Genomic DNA, 25,997 nt, shown 5'->3' on the forward strand with positions numbered 1-25,997 from the left:
TGCTAGTTTGGAAGATTGTGAGACTGTGTCTAGGAGACTCAAAGAGGAGCTGGACCAATGGGGAGAGGAATTTGAAACCTATATCATCAAAGAAAACCAAAAAATTCGGACAGAAATATAATGGATCAAATCAAGAAAAAAGCAGAACACCAAAAGAAAAAAACGGAAAAAGCAAAAACTCCAAATTTGAATTCCAAAGAGGACATCCTTTCCATTCTCCACAATCGATTTGAGAAGAATCCGAATCGTCACAAGGGAGTCAAATGGGACTTAGTAGAAGAAATCTTAAAAAACAATCCCAAGAAATTAATCATCTTAAGTAAAATGGAAGAATCGGGTGGTGAGCCGGATGTAGTATCCTATGATTCCAAAAAGAAAACAGTGACTTTCTTTGATTGTTCAGAGGAAACACCAATAGGAAGAAGAAGTTTTTGTTATGACAAAGAAGCACTTGCCTCACGAAAAGAACATAAACCTAAAAACAGTGCAATCGAATTTGCAAACAGTATGGGTGCAAAAATTTTAAATGAAGAAGAATATCGGTTTTTGCAAACCTTAGGTGAGTTTGATAAAAAAACTTCTAGTTGGATTGAAACACCACAGGTGATACGTAAGTTAGGTGGAGCATTATTCTGCGACTACCGTTACAAAACCGTTTTTGTGTATCATAATGGAGCTGAGTCTTATTATGCAGTACGTGGATTTCGCACTTCGATTACGATTTAACCTGATTCACTTTTGAAAATATTTTATAAATCGATTGGAGTAATTCGGATAAGATAATCGGTTTTTTGACACAATCATCCATTCCATTTTCTAAGTATTCTTGAATTTGAGAATCCATATTATTCGCAGTCAGCGCGATGATAGGAATGGATTGGTATTCATCATTGCGTTGTCGAATTCGTTTGGTAGTTTCCAACCCATCCAGTTCGGGCATTTGAATGTCCATCAAAATCAAATCATACTTAAAACTTTCATCGGTGAGAGAACGATCCAATAATTGGATGGTTTCCTTTCCATTGGAAGCAATGGTTACATTTACTTTTTCTTTCTCCAAAACTTTTCGAACAAACTTTTGATTGAGAAGATTATCTTCGGCTACTAAGACATAAATATTCTTTAAATTAAAAGTTTCAGAAGATTCAATACGGTTTGTAATTTGTTTGGGAATTGCTACTTGTTGAAAAGGTATCGTGAATTTAAATGTAGATCCAATATTGAGAATACTTTCCACATGAATATCACCACCCATCAAATTCACTAATTGTTTGGAGATATAAAGCCCAAGACCAGCACCTTCAAATCGTTTCGTTCGAGCATCTTCTAACTGCACAAATCGGTCAAACAATCGTTTTATGTTTTCTTCCGAGATACCAATACCAGTGTCATGAACACAGAACTCAATGAACTTTCGATTTGGATCTAATTTTACAGCTAATGTGATGATTCCACTTGGTGTAAACTTTAAGGAATTACTGATTAAGTTATTTAAAACTTGTCGCAATCGATTTTCATCAACCATTATATGTAAGTTCTTATCTTCAATGGTAAAATCAAGATTGAGTTTCAAATTTTTGTCGATAACATCTGATTGAAATAAAAGCTGAATGTCTCGACAAAGTTTATAAACATTTGTTTCAGTAGGTATGATTTCTAATTTATGATTTTCTAACTTAGATAAATCTAAAATATCATTGATGATCGTAAGTAGAGATAACACTGATTTTTTTGCATTGTCTAAATAATCTCTCTGTTCACTATCAACATTGGTTTCTTCTAGTAATGTCAACATACCTAGGACTCCGTTCATTGGAGTACGAATCTCATGGCTCATGTTTGCCAAAAATTCTGATTTCACGCGATTGGCTTTTTCCAATTCGAAAGTTCTTTTTTCGACAATGTTTTGAATGCTTTTTTCTTTTCCTAAAATAATGAGCATCAAGATTCCAAGTAAACCAGTGAGTAACGAGGAAATGATTAAAATAAAACGAGAAGCGTTTGTTAAGTTTTTTTCAAAATATTCTTTCGTAGCAATTATTTTAAAGAAAATGACATGGCTTCCAATTTTCGTTTCATGTATATGAGAAAATTCAGAAAATATTTTTTCATGGGAAGTATCACAATTACGATTGTATACTTCAGTTGTTTGATTTGTATCTCCTTCCCAAACTTGAACACATAAATTATTTTGATCACTTCCGATTAATGATTTTTTAATGATGGATGTGATTTTGATGACAGCAGTTGCGAATCCAAAGTTTCCATCACTTTGTTTCAATGGATAAAAAACTAAAAATCCAACATTCTCAGCTTTATCTTGGACTAAATTTAATTTACCAGTGATCTCTAATTGATTGTTTTCCATTGCTGAGACTAGTGCTTCCCTACGAATTGGATTTGAGAAAACATCATACCCGACAGCAGTTTCATTTCCAATATAAGGATAGATATAACGTATGAAGACATATTGATCATTTCTTGGAGAAAGTTGGGTTTGATACTCTTTCTTTGTATTGATTCCGATTGATCCTGGATAATCGGATCTCAACTGTGCTTCAAATGAATTTCGTTTTGAATGTGGGATGGAAAGATTCCAAGACAAAGCTGACACACTTTCTGTTTCGTCCAAAATTGATTTTGCATAGGTATCAAATTCTTTTTTATTTAAATTCTTTTGTAACGAGATAAAGGATCCTAATGACTTCACCACTCTCAAATTTTCAAAAATTCGATTTTCAATTTCCGAAGAAATGATTTGCCCGTCTGATTTAATTCGATACCGAATGAATTCTTTTTCCCAATCTCGTGTGACAAAAAAAATGGTAAGTGTTAAAACAAATGTACCCAAAGTAGAAGAAATAAACAGTAAAAGCCTAACACCTGTTTCTTCTTTTAAAATCCATTTGTAGATTAAAATGACAATTGGGGTAAAGATAATGATTCCAATGGAATCACCTAACCACCATGTAAACCAGGTATGAAATAAAAAATCTTGGTATATAATTCCAAACAGGAATAACGAAAAACTACCAATGAGAGAGGAAAAAATGGCAGCAGTTGGACCCGCTAATACAAAAAAAGACAAAAGATCTCTTACAGAAAAAAGATTTAATTTAGGATTGGAATACTTTTTTAAAAGATAACCACCTAACAATGCCGAAATAGAATTACCGAGTGAGATGAATCCATTTTGTGGATTTCCTAAGAAGAAATTGATAAAATTAAGATCGGGATTAGAAAAATTGGTATTGGTAAAATAAGCACCAATAAATACAGCAAACCCAATCCAATTTCCAAAAATCAGCACACATCCGAGTGCAAATCCAGCAGGTGGCCAAACAGGTGTGCTGTAACCATCAATGGAAGAAAGATATAAGCTTAATTTTCCAGAGGTGAAATATACTACAAAAACGAATAGAAATACACCTATTTTCCGAAAAAAATAACTCATCTTTTCATCTATAGAGTGCATACTCCATTAAAGACGAGTAAAAAATAAAGAATCTAAAACAAATCATTTCCTGGAATCTGAATTTTTGCACAAATTCCAGATTTTAGTCACATATCCATCTCAATCAGTAAAGTGGAGTTCAATTACGAAATGTTTTCTGCCATTTGTTTGATCGTTTTTAAGATATTTTTCCAATTTTCTTCGGAGTGTTTTTGTTGTTCCACTGAACCAAATCCGATTTGAGTTAAACTCAAAAGGATTCCATTCGTATCTTCAGTTAACTTCATTATAATTTTTGAATAATTTTCTGGCAAATCAGGAAGATTGGAAAAACCAGAATAATAAGAATAACTAAATTCGAGTGGAGCATCGAATACTAAAATCTTTCCTTTATCTTCATAGGATTTACCTTCCCACTCACCCACAAATCGAATTTCACTTCCTACTGTCCAATCGGATATCGTATCGGTTCCAAACAAATATTCTTTTATGTGTTTTGGTGTCACAAGGTATTCCCAAACTTTTTGTAATGAGGAATGGATCAGAATGTTAAGATCAACAACAATAGAATGATTTAATACTTGAGTTTGTTTCATTTGTTTCTCAGTATACAGGATGTGTTTTGATTTGAATTGTAAAAACACGTCAAAAGGAAATTTTTGAAACATGGATCGAAAAAAAGGAGTTCCCACAAAAGGAGTTTTGCGCCAATCAAAAACCCAATCCTTTACCAAACAAAATCGTTATTTTCCAAAAGAATCACTTAAACATTTCATTGAACATTACTGGAGTGTAACGTGGGACTTCCCACCAAATGTATGTTATACAGCAGAAACTCTACCTTACCCAAGTGTCCATATCGTTTTTGAAAATGGAAAGGATCTCGTTTACGGAGTTCACCAAAAACGATTTTCTGTTACCCTCCAAGGAAAAGGATCTGTATTTGGGATTAAATTTTTACCGGGAGGATTTTATCCTGTATATCAAAAAACGATGGCTTCGTTGACCAATGGTATTTTTACATTGGAATCAATCCTAAATCCTTCTTTTCTCTCGCAGTGTGATCTGAATGTAGCAATTTCCAAAACGGATCAAGATGAAAATCGAATTCAGATCATTGAAAGTTGGTTAGAGAGTATACAACTCAATTTTGATCCCAAAATTACATTAGTAAACCAAATCATTGATTTCATTCGCAAAGACATTACGATCACAAGAGTAGAACAAATTTCTAAATTTTTTTCCATAAAATTGCGCAGCTTACAACGATTATTTAATGAGTATGTCGGAGTGAATCCAAAGTGGATCATCCAACAATTTAGAATGCAGGAAATTGCCGAACGTATTGAAAAAGAGAAGTTGATTCATTTTGCTGATTTTTCGAATGAATTTGGATTTTTTGACCAAGCTCATTTCAATCGTATGTTTAAAAAAATGATTGGCCTTAGCCCAGAAAAGTATTTGAAATCCTTAGAATGAACCCTGCAAAGAATAAGAATTCCTTGCAGAGATTTCCATTGATCTAGTGCTGTGAATGCAAACCAAATTGATACCAATTGATTTTTCTAGTAAAGTGCATCACAAGTGCTAAGATCGCAAACAAAGTAATGGATCCAAGTAATAAGGCTTGGTCTTCTGATGCTAAGATGATATACAAAAAGGAATACAAAGAAAGATAATAGGAAGCGGTGATGATTCCTTTTTTCTTATTTTGTAAAACATGGATTGCGTAATATCCAATGAGCGAAGTGACAGCCACAGATGATACCATATAAGCACCCAAGTATCCGATGTGTTCCGAAAGGGATAAGTTCAAAACATAAAAAATCACCATCGCACAACCGATCAAAACATATTGAATAGGGTGCAGAATGATTCCACCAAATACTTCCATCAAAAAGAATAAAGTAAAACTGGTGACTAGAAAAAGTAATCCATACTTAACGGAACGTTCCAATTTTAAATAATGATCCACAGGAATCAATAGACTGACTCCAAAAGCAGAACTATAGATAGAGTCTACAATCGCATCATCTAAGGAATGAATGATCTGTGGATAAGAGCGCGAAAAATAGGAAGTTTCCCAAACAGAACGAAATCCTGTCTCATGAATTTCTCGATCCACTGGCAAAAGATTTCCATTGAAGGATGGATCTTTCCAATTTGATTCCATCATCATTTTTGTCTTTTTACCAATGGGGATCATGGAAAAAGATTCGGAACCTTTTAAGGACAAATCCATAACAAAATTCATAGTTCCTTCATTCTCATCTAATTTTATCGGAAGGCTCATGCCAGAAGCAAAATAATTTGATTTGGTTCCAGGTGTAAAAAATTTCTCCTTACCATTCCAATTGAGTTTTAATTCTCCACCTAATCCTTTTAAGTCGGAAACAGAAACGATCACTCTTGCATCTTCCCAATAAATATAAGTTGTATCCATAGGAAAATCCGACAACTGAATGGATGCAAATTTCCCTCTTACATTCAGTTTGTTCGTATACAGTGGGATGTTATAAATGCCACGTTTTCTTTCTTCAGTCTCCATTTGAACTTGGTATCCTAGTTCTTCAGGAAGAAAGTAAGCGTAGTCAGTTACATAGTCCCATTTTTCCTTTGATTGGGAGGTTCCCGATTTCGGTATTCGGATGTTATACGGGATGACAAGGATAGGACCAAGTAGTGTTTGACCACGACTCCATTTTTCTCCAACTTCGCTAACAGCATCCAACCTGGATTGGCTTCGTTCTTCGATGAGAGAACCCACCATGGAAAGGGGAATCAAAAATAAAATGGTCATCACGCCGAGGATCAAAAGGCGAATGTTTACGGAAGATATTAATTTACTCATACAAAACTCCTACAGTTACACTGTAAAAGGCTTTGGTGAGAGAATTATGATCAGTTTGTGAGGATTGTGTGAGGATTAAAAATTTTAAAACTGAATTTCCACCTCCACTCCTTTGGGTTCCAAATTTCGTATGGTTAGATTTGCTTGGTGAAGGTCACAAATTTCTTTGACAATGCTAAGTCCAAGTCCTGAACTTTTTCGATTATCCCTCGGCCGAGGTAAGGAAAAAAACTTTTCCGTCACTTTGGAAAGAGCATAGTCTGGAATGGACTGTCCCTCATCCAAGATCACAAGTTTAATTTTTGAGTTTTCCAAAACTTGTAACTGAATTCTGATTTGGTCTTTGGGATTTGCAAATTCAATCGAGTTTCGAAATATATTTTCTATTGCCATACGTAAATAGTTATGGTTTCCTTTGATGATCACTGGAACCTTAGGGAACATTGTATTCACTTGCAATGATTTCCTCTCCCATTCAATTTCGAAACGATGTATCACTTCCTCTAAGAGTGCAATCAAATCAATTGTATCATCCAATTGGATAGAATTTTTACCTTCTAACGAAGATAATTCGAGTAACTGATCAATCAAACTTTGAATTCGTTTTGCTTCTGCTTCTATGGTTTTTGTTAATCGACTCATCTCTTTTGGATGAGATTCAATTAGTTCCACCGAAGCCAAAATGGAAGACAATGGACTTTTGATTTCATGTGTAAGAGTCTGCACATAAGATTCTACGTATTTTTTGCCCTCTAACTCCAATACAAGTTGGTCCACTTCTTTTCCTAAATCATTCAGTTCTTTGATTCCCAATTTTGGAAATGGTTTCCTTTCTTGGTTACGAAGAGAAATGACATACTGTGACAATCGAATGATGGGGCGAAAACTTATATAAGCAAGAATACTAAATACAACCGCAATCGAAGAAGCAACTAACAAGGAAATTCGCCAAAATTTATTTTTAGCTTCTTCGATAAAGGGAATGACTCCTATTTTGGGTTTGATCACAGTCAAAACACCTATGATCTCCTTTTGGTAACGAATGGGAGATGCAATAAACAAAGCACCTTCCTTTTCCGTATCAAACATCTTACTCGACCTTACACCATATTTTCCTTGCAAAGTTAAGTAAACATCATTGTATTTAGAATAATCGAGACCTTCCCGAAATCGTTCCGAATCAAAAATCACAATTCCTTTTGCATCGGTTACATACATCTGGATATCTGCATTCGTTTTTAGGAGAGAATATATTTTTGCTTCAAAGGTTCGTTTGCGAACATTGAGGAATGGATCTCGAAACAAACTTTCTACTACTGTTTTGAATCGAAATCGATCATTTGGATTTTTTTTAATTTCTTCTTCAACAATGGCAGAGAGAACATGTGTGGTATCATTTAACGATTCTTCAATCGTTTCCATATACCTGGGTCGAATGGATTCTTCTGTTTTATCGATTAAATAATAAAAGCCAATACAAAGGATAAAAAAAAACTGATGATGATTCGTAACCAAAGGTTCATATGATTTCCTTCAAACCGTATCCTTGTCCCCTTCTTGTTTCAATGGGATCAAACTGAGAATCCACTTCCTTAAACCTGGCACGGATATTTTTAATCACAGTATCAACGGCTCGATCAAAACTATCTTCGGGTTCTGTCCAAACATTGTCCATAATTTCTTCACGTGTGAAAATTCGACCTGGCCATTTAAAGAATAATTCCATCGTTTTGTATTCGTAAGGTGAAAGGTTCAAACTTTTGCCATTAAAATAGACAAGTTTTTTGTCTAAGGAGATTCGAATTTTCCCATTCGATTTTTCTTCCATGACGATTGGATTTTGTGTGCGTCGGAGAATGGCTCGTATCCTTGCTAGAAGTTCTCTCGGACTAAACGGTTTTACAATGTAATCGTCTGCACCAATTTCTAATCCTAACACTTTATCAATCTCAGCATTACGAGCTGTTAAAAAAATCACAGGAAGAGAAAATTGTTTTCGGATCAATTTTAAGACTTCAAATCCATTGAGATCCGGTAAACCCACGTCAAGAAGGACAAGGGAAAAGTCATCAGCTAACCTCTGTAATCCTTCCTTGGCCGTAGAAACAATCGTGACAAAAAAACCGTCTGCTTCTAAAGCGATTTGGATCGTTTCTTGGATCCCTGGTTCATCTTCAATCAGTAAAATTTTAATCATTTCCAAGTGAATTTGATCCAAGCCAATTGGATCCAAACAAAATTCAGTGAATCAAAGTGGAACAGAAAATCAATCAGATAAAAATAGAAATGGATTTCCCATAAAAAGCAAGAATCGATACGAAAGATTTTTCAGTTTGAATTCCGTTCTCTAAATGAAAGGAAGGAATCTGGATTGACGAAGTCGGAAAATCCGATATCCCAAACGCCATGAAAAAAATAACTATCTTATGGATTCTCATCCTAATCCCCTATTTCGTTTTCGCCAATGCTGAAAAAAAATCAAAAGAGATGTGTGATTGCCTAAAAGAAGCAAAAATCTCGCAAACAGAAAACGACAAAAAAGAATGTTTGAACCTTCGAGAAAAACATGTGAAGGCCCTCAAAAAAGGTTCCAAACAACATGAAGGATATTTAAAATCACTTAGCTCTTGCGAACAAGAATTAGCTGGTGTTCCTCAAGTTGATCCAAATCTGACAACGGAAGAAAAAACAAAAGTTGTCTGTGATTGTATGAAAAACGCATCCAAACAAAATCGAATGGGTTGTTTCAAATTACAAAGTGATTATGCAAAAACCATCTCCGACATGGAAGAAAAAAAGGCGTTTAACCTCAATTCCCAAACCTGCGGAGAATAGTTTTTTTCATTTAATCACTATTTTTTTTGTCGGAACCACTGGTAACATTTTTTACCAGGAAGGTATAAGATTCCGGCTAACACAAACCATGGGATCATCCAAACCAGTAAATAGGTAAACTCTAAGAAAAGGTTGGTGATCCCAACCAACGCATTTTGGTACACGGGTATGATGATTTTGTCCGTGGGTGTAGGAACACTAAAACTGACGGATACGGTTGCCCATTTCACTCGATCTTGGATTTTCCAAATTTGATGTTCCGCTTGGTCTAATCCATTTTCACTTGTTGTGATAGCTTCTTCAATCGCTTCCCAATTTTTTGAATTGCTAGTGGATTGCCCACTTGCATTGACCCTTCTTTGGTAACGTATTTTCTCTCGATTCGATTTGATTTTTTCCCATACCAAACCTTCCGTATGATCAATCGTGTTAATGTTTTCTTGTTGTAATGTTCCATAACGATCTAGTTCCAAAAGAGCATCATAAAGTTTTTCTGCTTTGATTCGCATTCGAACATTCATAGAAGGAGAATCTGTATTCGTAGCAGAACTGGATTCGATAAACCCATACTTCGAAACAAACAACAAGAGATCATTTCTCGTTTTGATGAGATCCATTGTTTGGTAACTCAAATCAATTTGAAATTCCAAATATCGATCTTGGGTGTTTTGCAAAGGAAGAAACACAGAACCCAATCGATTGTCTGTCGTTTGTGGGGTTGGTTCTGCACTTTCCTCCATGGCGGGAGCCATGGGTGCCGATTTTTTCTCACGGGAAGCGGAAGCAATCATTAGGTCTTCGGACACCGTGGCTTCCTTTTCCTCACTCTGTGATTTGCCACAGTCAAAAAGAAAGAGAAGCAAAACAGAAACGATCACTATGTTAATTTTTTTCACAACAAATCCTATACACAATCATTCTAATCAATACTAACAAACAAAGGCTCAATCATTCTCAATCCGAAGATTTAGAAAGATGTTTTCCAATATTGAATTAGAATATTTTAGCAATCTAGATTGATGCATTTCCCTCTGTCATACTTTCTTCGTCAGAAAGGATTGTGCGGGGATGACAAATGGAATTTTGATTTCGGCAAAACCAATCCCACCACTCATTACTTCCATCGGTTGGTTTTTGAAATACATTTCTTCTACTACAAAAGGAACTACTTCTTCTGTATTCGGTGAGATCACTTCAAGCACATCTCCTTTCTCAATTTTATTTTTCACTTCTATGGTAATCCGATTTGTTTTAGTTTCAAATTCTTTGACCAAACCAACATAGTGATGTGTTTTCTGTTTACTGGTTCCAAACTCATGGTTTTGAAAATTTAGTTCATCTTCTGGAACTCGGTCTTCTAAACCCCTGGTTAAAAATCCGGAAAAGTACTTTCGGGAAGAAAGTTTGTCCAATTCCTCTAACCACTTACGATTCAAACCTTCACCTCGTGACAATTCATCTAATGTATGACGATAACTCCTTGCTACCATCCCTACATAAAAATCATTTTTAGTTCGTCCCTCTACTTTTAAGGAATCAACTCCCACCTCACATAAATCTTGTAAAAATTCAATGGCACGTAGGTCTTTTGAATTCATTAAAAAAGTACCTTCTTCATCCGAGATCAATTCCATCGGTTCGTCATTTTGTTTTGGATTCGTCACATATACTTTATACAAATCACGACAAGCATTGTTACAAGAACCTTGGTTTGCATCTCGATTCTTAAAGTATTGACTCATAAAACAACGACCACTATGAGCGATACAAATTGATCCATGAACAAAAACTTCAATTTCCATATCAGGAACTTTTTCTTTGATTTCTTTAATTTCAGGTATAGAAACTTCGCGAGATAAAATAACACGAGTAGCACCATATTCTTTCCAAAATTGAACAGCCGCATAATTCATTGTATTGGCTTGCACGGAGATATGGATGTTTAATTCGGGATGAGCCGTTTTTGTGAGATGGATGAGACCTGGATCGGCCATAATCAAAGCATCTGGTTTTAGCTCTGCCATTTGGTTTAGGTATTTTGAATAAGATCCAAGTTTAGAGTTACGAGGAATATTATTTACAGTGAAATATATTTTTTTATTCAGATTCCTTGCTATATTAACAGCCGTTTGTAAGTCTTCCATAGAAAATTCATTTTCTCTTGCACGTAAAGAATAACGAGGGACACCACAATAAACAGCATCTGCTCCATAGAGATAAGCAATTTTTAGTTTCTCTAAATTTCCTGCAGGTAATAATAATTCTGGAATGTTTCTAATTGTATTCATGTTCTATTTCCATTCCAAAAATGTTTCCTTGGCCTTAAAGAAAAATACGAGATCAAAGTTTTAGAGTGTTTCTAATTGAAAAAATAGAACGACAAAAGAATGTTCTCTTGAACATCATCACATCTATGTGGTCTTATTTAATTTGGTTATTTTTACATATACTTTCTGCCATGATTTGGGTGGGAGGTATGATCTTTTATGTAATTGTGGTGATGCCAGTCATCCGTAACCAAAAACTGAAAGAACAAAAACAAACCTTACTCCAGTTAACGGCTCTTCAATTCCGTAAAATCTCTTATTTTCTATTTTTTCTTTTTTTCCTCTCTGGATTTGGAATTTTATATACCAAAGGATATTTATCTTCTGGGGAAATGTTTTCCTTTTTTACATCTAACTTAGGTTATTTGTTTTTAATCAAAATTGGACTTTTCCTGATTTTATTCATCTCATCCTTGTATCATGATTTTATCTCTGGTCCAAAAACTTTCGAATATTTAGAGAAGGATTCCGTATTGTATGAACGTTATAGGAAACGTTCTGGTTTCTTTGGCCGACTCAACTTACTCCTTTCCTTATCCATTGCCATTCTTGGCATTTTAGCTTCACGAGGAGTCTCTCTATTTTAGTCCTCAAAAATCCTCTTGACTCTTGAGGGGTTCGACTTCGACTGAACTAAATGATTTCGAGTCGCATTTTCAATTTTATATTGATTCTAATTTTGCCTGTGGCAAACCTACTCTTTCATACTCCATTGGATGCATTTCATGGAATCATGCAACCGGCGTTTGGTGCAAGGCAAGCGGGGATGGGGGGAGCCTTTCAAGCTGTGGGAGGATCGGTGATGGACTTGGAATCAAATCCTTCTCATTTGACACGTGTCAATCGAACCAAATGGGAGTTAGGTTCTGCCTTTCACTTTCCTACCATTTCCTACGAGGACTTATACATTGATGAGAATCCAGAAAAAACTTACCAAAACAAAATTGTGGAGTCACCGAAGGCTGTCCTTCCCTACTTGGGAATCATCAAACCTATCACAAATCAAATTGGAATTGGATTTGCCATTTATGCACAAGGTGGTGGTGGAGGACATTTCAAAAACATCAAAAGACAAACTCCAGATGGTCGTTCCCTAAATGAAATTTTTGGTATGGATATCCCCTTTGTGGGAGAGAGAAAACAAGCGGTAGAAGACTTAACTTTTCGGTTTATGACCACCAAAGCTACGTTTGGTGTTGGATTCAAAAAAGGAAATTTTGCCTTAGGACTTGGTTTGGATTTTGTTTATGGATTTATGCAATTAAAACGCACTTACCAAGATGAAACAAGAAGCCTTACCATTCCAGGAGGGATTCGTTATCAAAGTGATTCTGCTTATACCTTAGGTGGCAAAATTGGTTTCTCCTACGACATCACGGAAACAATTCGAATTGCTTATTCCTACACTTCTCGAAATGTGCTTCCTTTGGATGGAACCATGCATGTGGATTCTTATATGCCGGAACGATCTTTTGGTACCAGAGTCTCTCGTTATATGATTTGGCCTGACAAACATATTGCAGGAATTTCATATCATAAGGATCGATTGGTTTTCGCATTGGATCTAAAATACATCCCATGGTCCGAAAGTTTTAGTTCAAGCAAATTTCGATTAGAAGATGTTTGGATGAAAACACCCATTGGAGCCGAAACCAATACCTTTCAATTTAATTTAAATTGGAAAGATCAGACAATCATTGCAATGGGATTGGAGTATCAATGGAATGAAACATATAAAACAAGAATGGGATATAGTTATGGGAACAATATTATTCCGGCAAATGGTGTCAGTCCCATGTTAGGTGCCAGTATAATACACCATTTATCTTTAGGAGGAAGTATTTCTTGGAATGATACTTCATTTCATATAGCTTGTGAATATGGATTTCCTAAAAAAACCTACGGAGGCAAAACTTCTGACTGGACGTTATCTCACTCTGTATTTTCTACTTCAGAAGTGCATCCCATGCAATATTCTTATCAAAAAACGATGAGTGTCTTTAGCGTATATTTAGGAATGGAACAATACATTTAAAACTTAGAAGGAAAAACAGAATGAAAAAATCACCTTTAGCAAAAATAGCCATCCTCTTATGGTTCGTCACAATCGCCACCATCGGATACTTTTTATACTTTGGCAACACAAGTACTTCGCTTGATACAAGAACTGCCATCCACTTAACACCAGCAGAACGCCAACTAGTCCTCACTGAAATGAGAGCCCTACTAGAAGCCGTAAACGGTATGTTAGCTGGTTTAGGTGAAAAAGATTATGAAAAGGCTGCAAAATCAGCAGAAGCTGTAGGTATGGGTCTTGTTGCCAGTTTGGAACACCAAGAAAAAACAATTTTATTAAAACTGCCTGTATCCTTTAAAAAAATGGGATTTGGAACCCATGAAAAATTTGATTTGATTGCTAGTAAAATTAGGAAAAAAGAAGAGATTCATAACATCTTAAAGGAGATGGATGATCTCACAAAAAACTGTGTAGCATGCCATGCAGGTTATAAAATTGAAATAGACACAGAAAAAAAATAATGGAATCCAGGAAATCAGATGCCAAAGATATCTAGATACTTTATCAAATCGGGAATGTTGTTTTTGTTCACGGGAGTTTTGATTTTTGCGGTGAATGAGTTTCCTGGTTTACAACTACAATATCCTTTACTTCCGATTTATTGGCATATGATTGCTCTCGGATGGATTTCACAAATCATTATGGGAGTTGCACTTTGGATGTTTCCAAAAGGTAAATCATCTCTTTCTAAACATGGCTCCTTACTTTCCTGGGTATCATTTATCTCTTTAAACTTAGGACTTGTGTTTCGCTTTTGTTCCGAACCATTTTTATCAACGCATACGGAAATTGTATTTTATCCATTTCTCTTATCCATTGTTTTTCAAATCATAGGAATTTTCTCTTTTATTTTGGAAATTTGGCCAAGACTCACACCAGTAGTAAGGAAACCTTCTTAACTTATGTTTCCTCTCCCTTCTGTTTGGTTCCTTCGTGCTGCATTCGTTTATTTATTCGTAGGAACAACGTTAGGAGGCGTTCTCATGTCTCAGAAACTACTGTTATGGAATGAGAAAATTTGGATTTTGTTACCCCTTCATTATTCCATTCTCATTTGGGGTTTTCTCATCCAATTCATCATGGGTACAGCCTATTGGATGTTTCCCAAACATCTTTCTGAATATCCAAGAGGTTCCACCTCCCAAGTTTGGTTTTTATTTTTTAGTTACAATCTTGGATTTGTATGTGTATTACTTTCCATGATCTTAGGGAATGTTTTGTATTTAAATACCTTTGGTAAATTACTAATGACAATGGCAGTCATGCTATTCATCAAACTCATCTGGGTTCGCTCTATTTCTTACAATCCATAATTTAAGTTTTACAAAACTAATTTGATGTATGGTTTGTAATTCATATCTTCTAATAAAATATGATTGGTTAACCACTGTCTCAAAAACCCAATCAATTCGCTAAAAAATCGGTTTAATTCTTCATCGTTTGTCAATAATTGAGTCGATGTTAAACGATTTTTTAATTCTAAAATTTTGTCTGTGAACCGATCGTGTTGTTTTTTGTGTGCTTCTAAATCAGGATATTGGTTTAATTCCATCACACGTTCTTCAATTAAAAAATGGCTGAGAGTGTAGTCTTCCAATTCAGAAACAGCATCCACAAGTGACTTTGTTTTGGTGACAAGATGACCTTTGTTTTCCAAATAAATGGATTCAATTTGATTGATAAGTCGAAACAATTTTTTGTGTTGTGAGTCAATCTCTGAAATATTGGTCTCATATTTTACATCCCAATTTGCAATCATAACTACCTCTTCGTTTCCATTTTTTCCTAACCACCTTAGAGACAAAGTTTTAAACCCCAAAACCAGGAAATTGGGGGCATACCTAAGATTGATAAATATCAACTTATTCCGGCCATTCACGCTTGATCCAGATCAATGTAATTAAACTGAGACTGGTATTCAATGATTCTAGATCCAAATATTGGGCGGTACCAAATGAAAAATCAATTCTCTCAAATAACAATGATTATGATTCTAACCATCATTTTCTTCACAGCGGCAAACTGTGGGAAAAGTGATGAAACAAATGCAGGGAAAGGAATCTCGTCTGTAGCAGATGATAAATCACAACAAGATGTTCTGAAAATAGCCATCGGATCAAAAGATCACACCACACTCGTGGCAGCCGTTCAAGCGGCAGGCCTTGTTGACTCACTGGCAAACCAAGGGCCTTTTACCGTTTTTGCACCAACCAATGATGCTTTTGCAAAATTGCCTGCAGGTACTGTAGATGATCTTTTAAAATCCAGCAATAAGGATACCTTAAAAAATATTTTAGAGTATCATGTGGTTGTTGGTAACCTAACAGAAGCTATTTTAAAGTCTGAGTTCACAGGAAAAGATGATGAACTTGGTATGGCAAATGGTGCTCACACAAAAGTAACCGTTAAAAATGGAAAAACATTAATCAATGGAGCAACCATCATTGCTTCCATTCCAGCTGCAAATGGAATCATTCATGTTGTGGATACAGTGTTACTTCCACCAGAAAAAAAATAAGTCACTATCAAAGAAAGGAGTAGGAACAATGAATCGATACAAATCAAAAGAAGGATCCATTAGATTAAAAATCGGAATCTTAATGGGTCTTATATCGTTTTTAACAATTTTCGCTTGTGGAGGAGAGAAAACAGAAGAAACACCAGCATCTAACGCTAGTTCAAAGGGTGTTGGTCCTGTATCATCAGTCACCATCGGTGCTTTAGACCAAGCAATGGCTGATAGAGGGAAAAAACAATTTGAAGCAAAATGTTCTGCATGTCATAAATTTGAAGAAAAGGTCGTAGGCCCTGCTCTTCAAGATGTAACATTAAGAAGAACTCCAGAATGGATCATGAACATGATCTTAAATCCAGTGGAAATGACTCAAAAAGATCCTATTGGACAAGAGTTACTTGGTGAACACCTCGTACAAATGACATTCCAGAATGTTAAAGAGGAAGAAGCGAGAGAGATACTCGAATACTTCCGTAAAATGGATTTAAAATAGGTAACTATATGTTAAAAAAATCAAACATAATCTTAGTTACACTTGGAATCATCCTTTTTGCTTTTTTACCAAATTGCAAAAAGGGAGCCGCAACAGCGACGTTAGCGTCCGATGCGGCATCCAGAGTGTATGTCGCTCCCGGGGAGAAGGATGAAGTGTATGCATTCTTATCTGGTGGGTTTAGTGGTCAGATGTCTGTATATGGAATTCCTTCCGCAAGACTCTTCAAAATCATTCCTGTGTTCTCTGTATTCCCAGAAAATGGTTATGGTTTTGATGAAGAAACCAAAGACATGTTAAAAACTACTCATGGATATGTTCCATGGGATGATAGCCATCACGTGGAAGCATCCATGACAGATGGAAAACAAGATGGACGTTGGATGTTCTTAAACGCAAACAACACTCCAAGGCTTGCAAGAATCGATTTAAAATCTTTCGAAACAAAAGAGATTTTAGAAATTCCAAACACTGCTGGTAACCATGCATCACCATTTGCTACTGAAAACACAGAGTATTTGATGGCTGCCACTCGTTTCTCTGTTCCAGTTCCACAAAGTAATGTGTCCATCGATAGTTTTTCCAAAGGTGGCTTCAAAGGAACCGTCACTATGGTAAAAGTAGACAAAAATACAGGAAGACTTTCAATCGAATTGCAAGTGTTAGTTCCTGGTTTTGACTATGACTTATCACATTGTGGTAAAAAGAAATCTCATGACTGGTGTTTCTTCAGTAGTTACAACTCTGAACAAGCACATAAAATGTTAGAGGTAGGAGCTTCCAAAAAAGACAAAGATTTTATCTTAGCATTCAATTGGGTTCGTGCCAAAGAATGTAAAGACCAAGGAAAAGCCTACAATTTTGGTGGAGAATACGTAAATAACTACAAAGAAGAAAACAAAGCTGCCGTCTCAACAAAGTTAAGTGGCGTGAAGATGTTAAATCCTAAGGATTGTCCAGGTATGATGTATTACATGCCTACTCCAAAAAGTCCACATGGTACCGATGTTGACTCTACTGGTGAATACATCGTTGGTGGTGGTAAATTGGCTTCTGTGATTCCAGTTCACTCATTTAGCAAAATGATAGAAGTGAAGGATAAAAAAGAACATCACTCGACTGAAATCGAAGGAATCCCAGTTCTTAAGTATGAATCCACTCTTGCAGGTGAAGTTCAAAAACCATGCCTTGGTCCACTCCATACAGAATTTGATGGACAAGGGTATGCGTATACTTCCTGTTTTGTGAGCTCAGAGGTAGTGAAGTGGAAACTGGGAACATGGGAAGTAGTACAACATTTACCAGCATACTATAGCGTTGGTCACTTATCCATCGTAGGTGGAAGTTCTACTGAACCTTATGGTAAGTATCTGATTGCGATGAACAAAATCACCAAAGACAGATTTTTACCTGTTGGTATGGAATTACCACAAAGTGCGCAACTTTATGATATCTCTTCTGGTAAAGCTGAGTTACTCTCCGATTTCCCAACTGTTGGAGAACCACATTATTCTCAGATGATTCCAGCAAAACTCATCATGGACAAAACTGCGAAGTTATTTCCATTGGAAGAGAACAAACACCCTTACGCGACAAAAAGTGAAAACGATGCAAGGATTGTTAAACTTGGAAACGTAACTCACATTTACATGACTGCCATCAGATCTCACTTCAAACCAGACATCATTGAAGCAAGAAGTGGTGAAACATTGTATTTCCATGTTACTAACTTGGAACAAGACTATGATATCCCTCACGGTTTTGCGATTGGAAGTGCACCAAACATGACTAACCTTCTCATCATGCCAGGTGAAACTAGAACCTTTAAATGGGTAGCTCCTAAACCAGGAATTTATCCATTCTATTGCACTGACTTTTGTTCTGCTCTACACCAAGAGATGCAACAATACATCCGTGTAAGTCCGTGAAGAATATGAAAGATTTACTTTTCCAAACGTTAAGTAAAAAAAACCGACTCCTAATCTTAGGGGTCGGTGTCTTTCTTGTTCTCGTTTATTTTATCCCTATCTGGTCAATCTCCATCTCTGCTCCTCAGTATCCTGAAGGTTTAGGTATGCATATATGGATCAATCAAATCACTGGTGCCACACCTTATGATCTTAAGAACATCAATTTGTTAAATCACTATATCGGTATGAAAGAAATCGTTTCGGAATCCATTCCTGAACTATTGTTTATGCCCTATGTATTAGCATATTTGATATTTGGTGCTTTTATCACAGAATTGTATCCTAAAGTAGGAATGGCAATTCTTGGTATCATCAACTTAATCATAGTTGGACTTGTTGGTTTATTTGATTTTTGGAGATGGGAATACAATTATGGACACAATCTAAATCCTGATGCTCCTATTATCATCGAAGGAATGGCATATCAACCTCCACTTCTAGGCTGTAAGGTGATGTTAAATATCACTGCTTGTAGTTATCCTTCTTATGGTGGTATGATTTTAGCATTTAGTCTCGTCCTACTTGTATATATCCTATGGGATGAAAAACGAAGGAAAAAATCAAATGTGGTTTCAACATCATAAACTCATTTTTCTCACACTCACAGTTGTCCTCTGCAACTGTGGGGAAGTGAAACCAGAAGCCTTGACAGTGGGTGAAATCAAATGTGATCACTGCTCGATGTCAATCGTGGACATGAGATTTCACACTCAACTCATTACTTACAAAGGCAAACGTTATCATTTTGATGCGATTGAATGTGCGGATCAATTCATTCACCAAAAACAAATCAAAACCAAACAAATTTGGGTTTCTAATTATTTACAAGCTAACGAATTTATACCCAAAGAAAATGCAGTCATCATCCAAACCAAAAAAATACGATCTCCTATGGGCGGAGGATTCGCCGCTTTCAAATCTCATGAAGACGCATCACCTTACCAAAATTAAGGATCGCTTCAAAGTTAGTATCTTACATTTGTTTGTTTTCCGTTTGTCTATGCCTCTTTCCTTATTTACGTTTTTTTTCCTGATTACCTTCCCAGGCAGTATTGTAGGAAAAACACATACCGTTTGTCAAAACTGTTCAATCAGCTCTGTCAAACATGCGATCCAAATGGCAAATGGTGGAGATACCATTCAAATCAAAAAAGGAACTTACAAAGAAGGTTTTATTCCTATCGCAAAATCAATTACGATCATAGGAGAGCCAGGTGTCGTTGTTGATGGACAAAAAGAAAAACATGTTTTCGGGATTTACCATGACTCTGTCAAAATTTTGAACTTAAAAATCATAGGAAGTGGAATTTCTGACTTGGCAGAATATGCAGGTGTGTATGCAGAAAAGGTAAAACATTGTTATTTCGAAAACTTAGTACTTGAGAACAATGTGTACGGTTTTTATCTATCTGAAACTTCTCAATGTACGATCAAAAACAGTTCCTCCATTGGCAATGCAGAGAATGAAGTTTTAGGTGGAAATGGAATCCATCTTTGGTCGTCTCACAATAACAAAATCATTGGAAACCATTTGGAAAAACATCGAGATGGCATCTATTTGGAATTTTCAGAACATTTGCAAATAGAGAACAACGAAGCAAAAGAGAACATTCGGTATGGAATGCATTTTATGTTTTCGAATGAAAATCGATTCTCGAATAATACATTCAAAAATAATTCCGCTGGTGTGGCTGTGATGTACAGCCGAAAGATTTTTATGGAGAAAAACCAATTTCTTGAAAATTGGGGAGAAAGTTCCAATGGGATTCTATTAAAAGATATTTCGGAAAGTGTCCTGAGTCAAAATTTATTCCAAGGAAATACAATTGCTGTTTTTGCAGATGGAATTACCAAAATCGAATTTATCGAAAACAATTTTATCGATAATGGTTGGGGCATTAAGATTTTAGGAAATACAGATCACAACCAAATCAAAAACAATAATTTTATTCAAAATGTTTTTGATATCAGTACTAATACAAAATCAACGACGAATGTATTCTTTCAAAACTATTGGGATCATTATGAAGGTTATGATTTAAATGCAGATCAATTTGGAGATGTTCCTCACAAAACCATCCACTTTTTTGGTTATTGGATTGCCGTGTATCCGTTTCTAATGATCTTATATGAATCACCTGTTGTATTATTCCTGCAAGGAATCGAAAAGGCATTCCCCATCGTTACACCAATCGAGTTTGAAGACAAACAACCAAGGATGAAGGTGAGAATATGATTACTGTTCAAGATGTTTCCATCAGTTATGGAACCACTAACTTAGCTGTCAAAAATGTAAGTTTTTCGATTCAATCAGGGAATATCGTTTCGATCATTGGCCCAAATGGTTCAGGCAAAAGTTCTCTCATCAAAGGAATTTTAGGACTTGTGCAACCGAAGTCAGGTTCGATCAACTTTCAAAACAAAGAAGGAAAACCGTATACGATTGGTTATATGCCTCAAACACCAAGGTTTCCGGCCAATATCAAGGTAAAGGAACTAATTTCATTTTTTAAAAAATTAGAAACTGTGAATGAAACTCGATTTGAGAATTTATTCAATCTACTGGATTTAAAACACCATGTGGATAAAAAAATAGGTACGCTTTCCGGTGGAACAAAACAAAAAATAAGTATTTTGCAATGTTTTTCCATCCAAAAAGATTTGTATGTGATTGATGAACCAACTGCAAGTTTAGATCCTTATATTTCCCATCTATTAAAAAATCTTTTAATAGAACAAAAAAATCAAGGTTCTCTTGTTTTATTTTCTACACATATTCTTTCAGAATTACAAGAGTTAGCAGATCGATTTTTATTATTATCGGAAGGAAACATCTTAATTGATGATACACCGAAGGATTTTCTAGAAAAAAATAACAAAGCGAATATGGATGAAGCTTTGATGCATTTCTGGAATGAGGAATACAAAACAAAAGTATGAAAGAGATATTACTTTTTGAAATCAAAGAAAACATTCGCAGCAGATGGATTTTCATTTATTCGGGACTGTTGGCGATTGTAATGTTGGTCTTAAGTTTTTTTGGAGACCAAAATGGAATTCGTTTGCTTGTGAGCATCATGAATCTCACACTCATCGTCATTCCATTATATTCGATCACTTTTTCTGGTATGACATTTTTGGAATCGATGCCCTTTTCCGAAGTATTATTATCAAAGTCCGTCAGTCGTAAGTCATTGTTTTTTGGAAAATTTTTAGGAATCACAACTTCCCTTTCCATCGGCCTAGTTTTCGGACTTGGAGTTCCTGGATTCTTTTTATTTCTAAACGATCCCAAATACCTTTTTTTATTTTTTGAACTATTGATTTTTGGAATCTTTTTAACCAATATCTTTGTCGCATTATCCTTTTTAATCGCTTCTTTTCTACGCAGGGGAGAGATTGTACTCACCATATCCTTGTTAGCTTGGCTTTATTTCTTTATCTTTTTTGATGCCATTGTGTTCATGTTGAGTTTGTATTTAGGAGACTATCCAATAGAGATCCCATCTCTCATCATCATTCTCTTAAATCCAATTGATTTAGTGAGAATTTTTATCTTATTACAAACTAGTTCTGCCGCATTACTAGGTTTTTCCGGGGCCCTACTTTTGAAAAACGTAGGTATGTTAGGAGTGTTTCTCATCGCTTTTGTGTTTCTTTCTTTATGGGTCAGCATTCCCCTCTTTGTCTCCTACAAACGTTTTCTAAAACGGAATTTTTAATGAACTTTTGTGAATAGTTTCATTAATTTTCATATAGTCTTGATTTAGATCATGGAACTGGATTCATTTTTGAAGCATAATGAATCCAACCATGATGAAACGTTGGATACAAATCATAACGATTGTCGTTCTCCTTCCCTTTATAGGAAAAATCCTATTTTTGGAATCAGGACTCTTCGCACAATCTTTGTACCAATTGTCTTTGGTTTGCCATTGTAACCACAACTCTGATTCCGAAGTACACCATTATGCAGAATCTCTTCCTAAAAAAAGAATGACCTGTCACTTAAAAAAAGGTTCCGGATCCCATACTTGTACATGCTCAAAAAAGAAGATGGCAACCAAAATCATTCAGTCACAATCCATGAATCCTAGTTATGCGAAAACTGACTCAAATGTATACCAAAGAGAACTAGATCTAGTATTCATACAAATCCTTCCGAACCAAATTTTACCCATGGGTTTTTATCATCTTCCAGACAAACCACCAAAATCTTTTTCTTAAATCTGTTTAGGATTCTGATTCAATTGAATCATCAATTGAATTCAAACTAAGACACTTGGAACTCTGTTGGAAAGAGAACCTTGGATCAAGATCATAAGGAAATTATATGTTTACTAATACCATTCGTTTATTTTTAGTCGGTTTACTTCTTTGCAATTGCAGTTTCTCAACAGACAAAGCAGGAACAGAAACAACCAATCTGTTGTCCCTACTCGCTGCTTCCAATCTAAATCCTAACTGTGCCATTACACAAGTTCAAGCGATTCCAAGTAATTTAACACAAGTAGAAAGCAAAACAAGAACTCAATACAATGTGTCAGGATGTGATACTACCGGCTTTACTAGTCTTGGCTTATCACAATCGGAAATCACCAAAGGGGCAACAGGAATATCGACTAACTCCATTTTATCGACAAATACTGATGTCATGTTAGCAACAAACAAAGGTGGAACTAATATTGAGCTTACTTTCACACTGAATTCAGCAACGAGTAATATTGATGTGATAGCATATGGTAGTGGATCTCCACTTTCTGGCCCTACTTACCGAATCGTTTCTGGAGCTCAAACACAATACAAAAATGGTGCAGGTGTTTATGGCAATACAGGTAAAGGTGGATCCGTTTCAGCTCCCATACCAACTCTCGGAACAACATATACCTATTGTTTGGATTTTCAATACACATCAGGTGGCTCACGGTTTCTCAATGGATTCAATAAACCTTGTGCAGAATTAACAAACACAGAAAGAGGATCAATGTCTTACTATCCTATCATGCAAATGATGAATGTGCCCGCATACACGGGAGGTAATGCATTGGGATTTGTTTTAAACGGGGCCACAATCACTTCGTTTACGATTGGATCAATCGTTTCTAATACAGAAATGTAAACCGCTCTCCAAACACTTGTCATACTAGCGAGAAAACTCGTTAGTATGACCTTTTTGGAAAAGGAAACCATAATTTTATGAAACCGAAATTACTTCTCATCCTTCTCTTAGTTTCTCTCGCAACACCTTTGTTTGCAAAAGAAATCAGTATAGAAAATGCATACTTAAAGTACAATACTGGTTCAAATTCAGTTATCTACTTTAACATTATCAATTCCACTAACAGTGATTTAAAGTTACTTCAAACTAAATCTGACATTGCCAATCGAGTTGAATTGTATGATATGCAAAATACGGAATCAGGAAAAAAAATGGTTAAAATATCGGAAATTCCGATACCAAAAAAATCCACCGTAATACTTTCCTCAAAAGGATATCACATCATGGTATTTGGAATCAAATCTCCTTTAAAATTAAAGGAAATGATTCCACTTCGTTTGGTTTTTAATAACGGATTCGAAATTGATACCAAAATTCCTGTAGAAGCATCTCCACCTAATGCAAGCAATCGTGATTCCAACCAAATTCAAAAAAAGGATATCATATCAAAATCTACAAATCCGACAGAATCGGAATTACTAGAATCTAACAATGATTCCACCCAAGAGGATGAATTTGATGTCGATCATTCCGAACATCAAAACCATGGAGCGGAAGAACACCACAACCATAATCGTGCAGATATGATTGGACCTGCAGGAGTGATGAACCCACACATCCATGAAAAAGGGAAGTGGATGATTGACTATCGTTACATGGGTATGAAAATGTGGGGACTACAATCTGGAACCCAAGGCCAATCTGATTTTGGAACATTATATTTTCCTTATACAGATCCAACCGTTGCCATGCCAACAGGAAGTTTAATCACAAACTCTCCACTCGCAAGTACGATACCTGTCATATCTCAAAACAAATACAATTATATGTCCGTTCCTACAGATATGGTAATGGAGATGAATATGGCTAGTGTGATGACATCGATTTCCGACAGATGGATGGTTATGTTCATGGTCCCAGTTGTTAAAAATCGAATGACGATGATCTCTAGCAATTTCGATAGAGCACCTATGAGTTCTTCCGGGATTGGTGATGTGAGTTTCAGTGCGGCCTATCGCCTGATCAAAACTGAACATCAAAACTTTTTTACTGGTATGGGTATCTCTTTGCCAACAGGTTCTATTGATGAACGAGATAACATGCCTATGATGGGAAAACAAAAAGTTCCTTATAATATGCAACCTGGAACAGGAACATATAATCTATTACCACAACTGGCATACAATGGACAATTCAATCGTTTCTCTTGGGGGATTTTATCCCAAGCCAATTTACGAATGGGTAAAAATGATAACAACTACCGCTTCGGAAATCGATATGAAGTTTCCAGTTGGATATCATATCTTCTATTTGATTCCATGTCACTTTCATTCCGAGTATCAAAACAAAGATGGCTCAATTTACAAGGGTTAGATGCCACTCTGGACCCAAAAATGGACCCTCAAAACGACCCATATCGCCAAGGAGGAATGAGGAGTGATTTTTTCATAGGTGCCAACTTTCTGATCACAAAAGGAATGTTATCTGGTGCTCGTTTTGGATTTGAATATGGAAGGCCTTTCCACCAAAACCTAAATGGCCCGCAGCTCGCCACAAGAGAGTTAATCAACATTTTTGTTTCTTATAGTTTTTAAAATCATGAGTAAAACTGATTAATTCGGGAAGATTCATTCTTACGACCGAAGCTTATTAACCATCAAACCTGAATCTTATAAAATAGGATTCAGGGCGCCTCGAATCCGTTAGATGATCCAAATCAACAGTAACCACGACCGCGCTATCCGCACCAATCTTTCCCATTTAGTTTCGAATTTTCATTTTTTCGTAAGAGGAAAGGATTTCCGCTACTATCGCTGGCGCGAGGGAATGGGGGATGGAAGGAGTTAATTGTAATACGTATAACGACCTTTTGGTGGGCGATAATGGAGTTTCAGATAACTGCGGGAAATCGATTGGCTTTACGCATTTCGTTTATCACCCATGCCCTACCGGCTATCCGCATTGCAATTAACAGCGCCGAATCAAAAAAGAATTGACGTGTCCTTTTACCAATCCTCCGCAAACCGAGAGACGGAAACTGCGCACTGCAATCCGCCCCCGTATTAGGCGGACTCTACCATATGTGCTAGTATAGTATTCACCTGACAGTTTCGTAAAGAAGCAGTGGTCACACATCCTCAATTTAAAAAAATGATTTTTACCACAAAGTCATTTCCTAGGAGGAAAATGCATGACCACCACCAATACCAACGTAAACACCAAAGCAGCGAGAAGAAAGCTAAATTTACTAGAGTTA

Annotated in this window: 27 protein-coding genes; 19 read left to right on the forward strand and 8 right to left on the reverse strand. The window is 36.0% G+C overall.

Annotation, left to right across the window (positions count from 1 at the left end; all coding sequences use genetic code 11):
* Nucleotides 1–120: 120 nt before the first annotated feature.
* On the forward strand, nucleotides 121–726 hold the full coding sequence (locus EHQ59_RS00350; protein WP_135617202.1) for a DUF4256 domain-containing protein: 606 nt from the start codon (nucleotides 121–123) through the stop codon (nucleotides 724–726).
* On the opposite strand, the gene EHQ59_RS00355 is transcribed toward EHQ59_RS00350, so the two are convergent.
* Nucleotides 716–3,454, reverse strand: coding sequence for a CHASE domain-containing protein (locus tag EHQ59_RS00355; RefSeq protein ID WP_135617203.1), 2,739 nt, complete (start codon nucleotides 3,452–3,454; stop codon nucleotides 716–718). The genes EHQ59_RS00350 and EHQ59_RS00355 overlap by 11 nt on opposite strands.
* 143 nt (nucleotides 3,455–3,597) lie before the next feature.
* Nucleotides 3,598–4,050 carry an SRPBCC family protein gene (locus tag EHQ59_RS00360; protein ID WP_135617204.1) on the reverse strand — a complete coding sequence of 151 codons (453 nt, stop codon included), beginning with the start codon at nucleotides 4,048–4,050 and terminating at the stop codon, nucleotides 3,598–3,600.
* 70 nt (nucleotides 4,051–4,120) lie between these two features.
* Between EHQ59_RS00360 and EHQ59_RS00365 the strand changes: the two genes are divergently transcribed.
* A complete protein-coding gene (locus tag EHQ59_RS00365) occupies nucleotides 4,121–4,933 on the forward strand; it encodes an AraC family transcriptional regulator (RefSeq protein ID WP_135617205.1) in 813 nt (270 codons plus the stop codon).
* A 43-nt stretch (nucleotides 4,934–4,976) separates the two neighbouring features.
* On the opposite strand, the gene creD is transcribed toward EHQ59_RS00365, so the two are convergent.
* From creD to EHQ59_RS00380, 3 genes are all read right to left on the reverse strand, one after another.
* Nucleotides 4,977–6,305 carry a cell envelope integrity protein CreD gene (creD, locus tag EHQ59_RS00370; protein ID WP_135617206.1) on the reverse strand — a complete coding sequence of 443 codons (1,329 nt, stop codon included), beginning with the start codon at nucleotides 6,303–6,305 and terminating at the stop codon, nucleotides 4,977–4,979.
* An 84-nt stretch (nucleotides 6,306–6,389) separates the two neighbouring features.
* Complete coding sequence (creC, locus tag EHQ59_RS00375; RefSeq protein WP_135617207.1) at nucleotides 6,390–7,820, reverse strand: two-component system sensor histidine kinase CreC; 1,431 nt, start codon at nucleotides 7,818–7,820, stop codon at nucleotides 6,390–6,392.
* A gap of 4 nt (nucleotides 7,821–7,824) precedes the next feature.
* On the reverse strand, nucleotides 7,825–8,502 hold the full coding sequence (locus EHQ59_RS00380) for a response regulator (protein WP_135617208.1): 678 nt from the start codon (nucleotides 8,500–8,502) through the stop codon (nucleotides 7,825–7,827).
* 209 nt (nucleotides 8,503–8,711) lie between these two features.
* Here EHQ59_RS00380 and EHQ59_RS00385 point away from each other — a divergent pair, with 209 nt between their 5' ends.
* Nucleotides 8,712–9,140 carry a hypothetical protein gene (locus EHQ59_RS00385; RefSeq protein ID WP_135617209.1) on the forward strand — a complete coding sequence of 143 codons (429 nt, stop codon included), beginning with the start codon at nucleotides 8,712–8,714 and terminating at the stop codon, nucleotides 9,138–9,140.
* Between the two features lie 17 nt (nucleotides 9,141–9,157).
* On the opposite strand, the gene EHQ59_RS00390 is transcribed toward EHQ59_RS00385, so the two are convergent.
* On the reverse strand, nucleotides 9,158–10,036 hold the full coding sequence (locus EHQ59_RS00390) for a DUF4349 domain-containing protein (RefSeq protein ID WP_135617210.1): 879 nt from the start codon (nucleotides 10,034–10,036) through the stop codon (nucleotides 9,158–9,160).
* Nucleotides 10,037–10,174: 138 nt separating this feature from the next.
* Nucleotides 10,175–11,428: a U32 family peptidase C-terminal domain-containing protein gene (locus EHQ59_RS00395; protein WP_135617211.1), complete on the reverse strand. Its 1,254-nt coding sequence runs from the start codon at nucleotides 11,426–11,428 to the stop codon at nucleotides 10,175–10,177.
* A 125-nt stretch (nucleotides 11,429–11,553) separates the two neighbouring features.
* Here EHQ59_RS00395 and EHQ59_RS00400 point away from each other — a divergent pair, with 125 nt between their 5' ends.
* The 5 genes from EHQ59_RS00400 to EHQ59_RS00420 all read left to right on the forward strand — a co-directional run bounded on the left by EHQ59_RS00400 (nucleotide 11,554) and on the right by EHQ59_RS00420 (nucleotide 14,857).
* Nucleotides 11,554–12,054 (forward strand): hypothetical protein, encoded by a 501-nt coding sequence (locus EHQ59_RS00400; protein WP_135617226.1) that lies wholly within the window; start codon nucleotides 11,554–11,556, stop codon nucleotides 12,052–12,054.
* 50 nt (nucleotides 12,055–12,104) lie between these two features.
* Entirely contained in the window at nucleotides 12,105–13,502 is a 1,398-nt protein-coding gene (locus EHQ59_RS00405; RefSeq protein ID WP_135617212.1) for an OmpP1/FadL family transporter, read from the forward strand.
* 20 nt (nucleotides 13,503–13,522) lie between these two features.
* Nucleotides 13,523–14,005 carry a hypothetical protein gene (locus EHQ59_RS00410; protein WP_135617213.1) on the forward strand — a complete coding sequence of 161 codons (483 nt, stop codon included), beginning with the start codon at nucleotides 13,523–13,525 and terminating at the stop codon, nucleotides 14,003–14,005.
* An 18-nt stretch (nucleotides 14,006–14,023) separates the two neighbouring features.
* Complete coding sequence (locus EHQ59_RS00415) at nucleotides 14,024–14,443, forward strand: hypothetical protein (RefSeq protein ID WP_135617214.1); 420 nt, start codon at nucleotides 14,024–14,026, stop codon at nucleotides 14,441–14,443.
* Between the two features lie 84 nt (nucleotides 14,444–14,527).
* Nucleotides 14,528–14,857 carry a cbb3-type cytochrome c oxidase subunit I gene (locus tag EHQ59_RS00420; protein WP_244245300.1) on the forward strand — a complete coding sequence of 110 codons (330 nt, stop codon included), beginning with the start codon at nucleotides 14,528–14,530 and terminating at the stop codon, nucleotides 14,855–14,857.
* 8 nt (nucleotides 14,858–14,865) lie between these two features.
* Here EHQ59_RS00420 and EHQ59_RS00425 read toward each other — a convergent pair whose 3' ends face one another.
* A complete protein-coding gene (locus EHQ59_RS00425) occupies nucleotides 14,866–15,303 on the reverse strand; it encodes a bacteriohemerythrin (protein WP_135617216.1) in 438 nt (145 codons plus the stop codon).
* A 195-nt stretch (nucleotides 15,304–15,498) separates the two neighbouring features.
* Here EHQ59_RS00425 and EHQ59_RS00430 point away from each other — a divergent pair, with 195 nt between their 5' ends.
* From EHQ59_RS00430 to EHQ59_RS00480, 11 genes are all read left to right on the forward strand, one after another.
* A complete protein-coding gene (locus EHQ59_RS00430) occupies nucleotides 15,499–16,062 on the forward strand; it encodes a fasciclin domain-containing protein (RefSeq protein ID WP_244245301.1) in 564 nt (187 codons plus the stop codon).
* An 82-nt stretch (nucleotides 16,063–16,144) separates the two neighbouring features.
* On the forward strand, nucleotides 16,145–16,552 hold the full coding sequence (locus EHQ59_RS00435; protein WP_135617227.1) for a c-type cytochrome: 408 nt from the start codon (nucleotides 16,145–16,147) through the stop codon (nucleotides 16,550–16,552).
* Between the two features lie 8 nt (nucleotides 16,553–16,560).
* Nucleotides 16,561–18,480: a Sec-dependent nitrous-oxide reductase gene (gene nosZ / locus EHQ59_RS00440; protein WP_135617218.1), complete on the forward strand. Its 1,920-nt coding sequence runs from the start codon at nucleotides 16,561–16,563 to the stop codon at nucleotides 18,478–18,480.
* Nucleotides 18,481–18,485: 5 nt separating this feature from the next.
* Nucleotides 18,486–19,106 (forward strand): hypothetical protein, encoded by a 621-nt coding sequence (locus tag EHQ59_RS00445; RefSeq protein ID WP_135617219.1) that lies wholly within the window; start codon nucleotides 18,486–18,488, stop codon nucleotides 19,104–19,106.
* On the forward strand, nucleotides 19,087–19,473 hold the full coding sequence (locus EHQ59_RS00450) for a nitrous oxide reductase accessory protein NosL (protein WP_135617220.1): 387 nt from the start codon (nucleotides 19,087–19,089) through the stop codon (nucleotides 19,471–19,473). Before EHQ59_RS00445 ends, EHQ59_RS00450 begins: the two co-directional genes overlap by 20 nt.
* Entirely contained in the window at nucleotides 19,445–20,758 is a 1,314-nt protein-coding gene (locus EHQ59_RS00455; RefSeq protein WP_425270107.1) for a nitrous oxide reductase family maturation protein NosD, read from the forward strand. Before EHQ59_RS00450 ends, EHQ59_RS00455 begins: the two co-directional genes overlap by 29 nt.
* Nucleotides 20,755–21,462, forward strand: coding sequence for an ABC transporter ATP-binding protein (locus tag EHQ59_RS00460; protein WP_135617221.1), 708 nt, complete (start codon nucleotides 20,755–20,757; stop codon nucleotides 21,460–21,462). The genes EHQ59_RS00455 and EHQ59_RS00460 overlap by 4 nt, the downstream gene beginning before the upstream one ends.
* Nucleotides 21,459–22,244, forward strand: coding sequence for an ABC transporter permease (locus tag EHQ59_RS00465; RefSeq protein WP_135617222.1), 786 nt, complete (start codon nucleotides 21,459–21,461; stop codon nucleotides 22,242–22,244). Before EHQ59_RS00460 ends, EHQ59_RS00465 begins: the two co-directional genes overlap by 4 nt.
* 94 nt (nucleotides 22,245–22,338) lie before the next feature.
* Complete coding sequence (locus EHQ59_RS00470; protein WP_167481357.1) at nucleotides 22,339–22,749, forward strand: LIC_11090 family protein; 411 nt, start codon at nucleotides 22,339–22,341, stop codon at nucleotides 22,747–22,749.
* A 106-nt stretch (nucleotides 22,750–22,855) separates the two neighbouring features.
* Nucleotides 22,856–23,641, forward strand: coding sequence for a hypothetical protein (locus EHQ59_RS00475; RefSeq protein WP_135617224.1), 786 nt, complete (start codon nucleotides 22,856–22,858; stop codon nucleotides 23,639–23,641).
* 77 nt (nucleotides 23,642–23,718) lie between these two features.
* On the forward strand, nucleotides 23,719–25,335 hold the full coding sequence (locus EHQ59_RS00480) for a copper chaperone PCu(A)C domain-containing protein (protein ID WP_135617225.1): 1,617 nt from the start codon (nucleotides 23,719–23,721) through the stop codon (nucleotides 25,333–25,335).
* Nucleotides 25,336–25,997: the final 662 nt, after the last annotated feature.

The organism is Leptospira kemamanensis, from assembly GCF_004769665.1.
Lineage (GTDB): Bacteria > Spirochaetota > Leptospiria > Leptospirales > Leptospiraceae > Leptospira_A > Leptospira_A kemamanensis.

Bases quoted from the DNA above. Each gene is read 5' to 3' on its own strand.
- nosZ (WP_135617218.1), top strand. From the start codon at position 16,561: ATGTTAAAAAAATCAAACATAATCTTAGTTACACTTGGAATCATCCTT.
- EHQ59_RS00450 (WP_135617220.1), top strand. From the start codon at position 19,087: ATGTGGTTTCAACATCATAAACTCATTTTTCTCACACTCACAGTTGTC.
- EHQ59_RS00395 (WP_135617211.1), bottom strand. From the start codon at position 11,428: ATGAATACAATTAGAAACATTCCAGAATTATTATTACCTGCAGGAAAT.
- EHQ59_RS00410 (WP_135617213.1), top strand. From the start codon at position 13,523: ATGAAAAAATCACCTTTAGCAAAAATAGCCATCCTCTTATGGTTCGTC.
- EHQ59_RS00360 (WP_135617204.1), bottom strand. From the start codon at position 4,050: ATGAAACAAACTCAAGTATTAAATCATTCTATTGTTGTTGATCTTAAC.
- EHQ59_RS00415 (WP_135617214.1), top strand. From the start codon at position 14,024: ATGCCAAAGATATCTAGATACTTTATCAAATCGGGAATGTTGTTTTTG.
- EHQ59_RS00425 (WP_135617216.1), bottom strand. From the start codon at position 15,303: ATGATTGCAAATTGGGATGTAAAATATGAGACCAATATTTCAGAGATT.
- EHQ59_RS00380 (WP_135617208.1), bottom strand. From the start codon at position 8,502: ATGATTAAAATTTTACTGATTGAAGATGAACCAGGGATCCAAGAAACG.
- EHQ59_RS00420 (WP_244245300.1), top strand. From the start codon at position 14,528: ATGTCTCAGAAACTACTGTTATGGAATGAGAAAATTTGGATTTTGTTA.
- EHQ59_RS00480 (WP_135617225.1), top strand. From the start codon at position 23,719: ATGAAACCGAAATTACTTCTCATCCTTCTCTTAGTTTCTCTCGCAACA.
- EHQ59_RS00465 (WP_135617222.1), top strand. From the start codon at position 21,459: ATGAAAGAGATATTACTTTTTGAAATCAAAGAAAACATTCGCAGCAGA.
- EHQ59_RS00400 (WP_135617226.1), top strand. From the start codon at position 11,554: ATGTGGTCTTATTTAATTTGGTTATTTTTACATATACTTTCTGCCATG.
- EHQ59_RS00470 (WP_167481357.1), top strand. From the start codon at position 22,339: ATGAAACGTTGGATACAAATCATAACGATTGTCGTTCTCCTTCCCTTT.
- EHQ59_RS00355 (WP_135617203.1), bottom strand. From the start codon at position 3,454: ATGAGTTATTTTTTTCGGAAAATAGGTGTATTTCTATTCGTTTTTGTA.
- EHQ59_RS00365 (WP_135617205.1), top strand. From the start codon at position 4,121: ATGGATCGAAAAAAAGGAGTTCCCACAAAAGGAGTTTTGCGCCAATCA.
- EHQ59_RS00385 (WP_135617209.1), top strand. From the start codon at position 8,712: ATGAAAAAAATAACTATCTTATGGATTCTCATCCTAATCCCCTATTTC.
- EHQ59_RS00475 (WP_135617224.1), top strand. From the start codon at position 22,856: ATGTTTACTAATACCATTCGTTTATTTTTAGTCGGTTTACTTCTTTGC.
- EHQ59_RS00435 (WP_135617227.1), top strand. From the start codon at position 16,145: ATGGGTCTTATATCGTTTTTAACAATTTTCGCTTGTGGAGGAGAGAAA.
- EHQ59_RS00455 (WP_425270107.1), top strand. From the start codon at position 19,445: ATGAAGACGCATCACCTTACCAAAATTAAGGATCGCTTCAAAGTTAGT.
- EHQ59_RS00460 (WP_135617221.1), top strand. From the start codon at position 20,755: ATGATTACTGTTCAAGATGTTTCCATCAGTTATGGAACCACTAACTTA.
- EHQ59_RS00445 (WP_135617219.1), top strand. From the start codon at position 18,486: ATGAAAGATTTACTTTTCCAAACGTTAAGTAAAAAAAACCGACTCCTA.
- creD (WP_135617206.1), bottom strand. From the start codon at position 6,305: ATGAGTAAATTAATATCTTCCGTAAACATTCGCCTTTTGATCCTCGGC.
- EHQ59_RS00405 (WP_135617212.1), top strand. From the start codon at position 12,105: ATGATTTCGAGTCGCATTTTCAATTTTATATTGATTCTAATTTTGCCT.
- EHQ59_RS00350 (WP_135617202.1), top strand. From the start codon at position 121: ATGGATCAAATCAAGAAAAAAGCAGAACACCAAAAGAAAAAAACGGAA.
- EHQ59_RS00430 (WP_244245301.1), top strand. From the start codon at position 15,499: ATGAAAAATCAATTCTCTCAAATAACAATGATTATGATTCTAACCATC.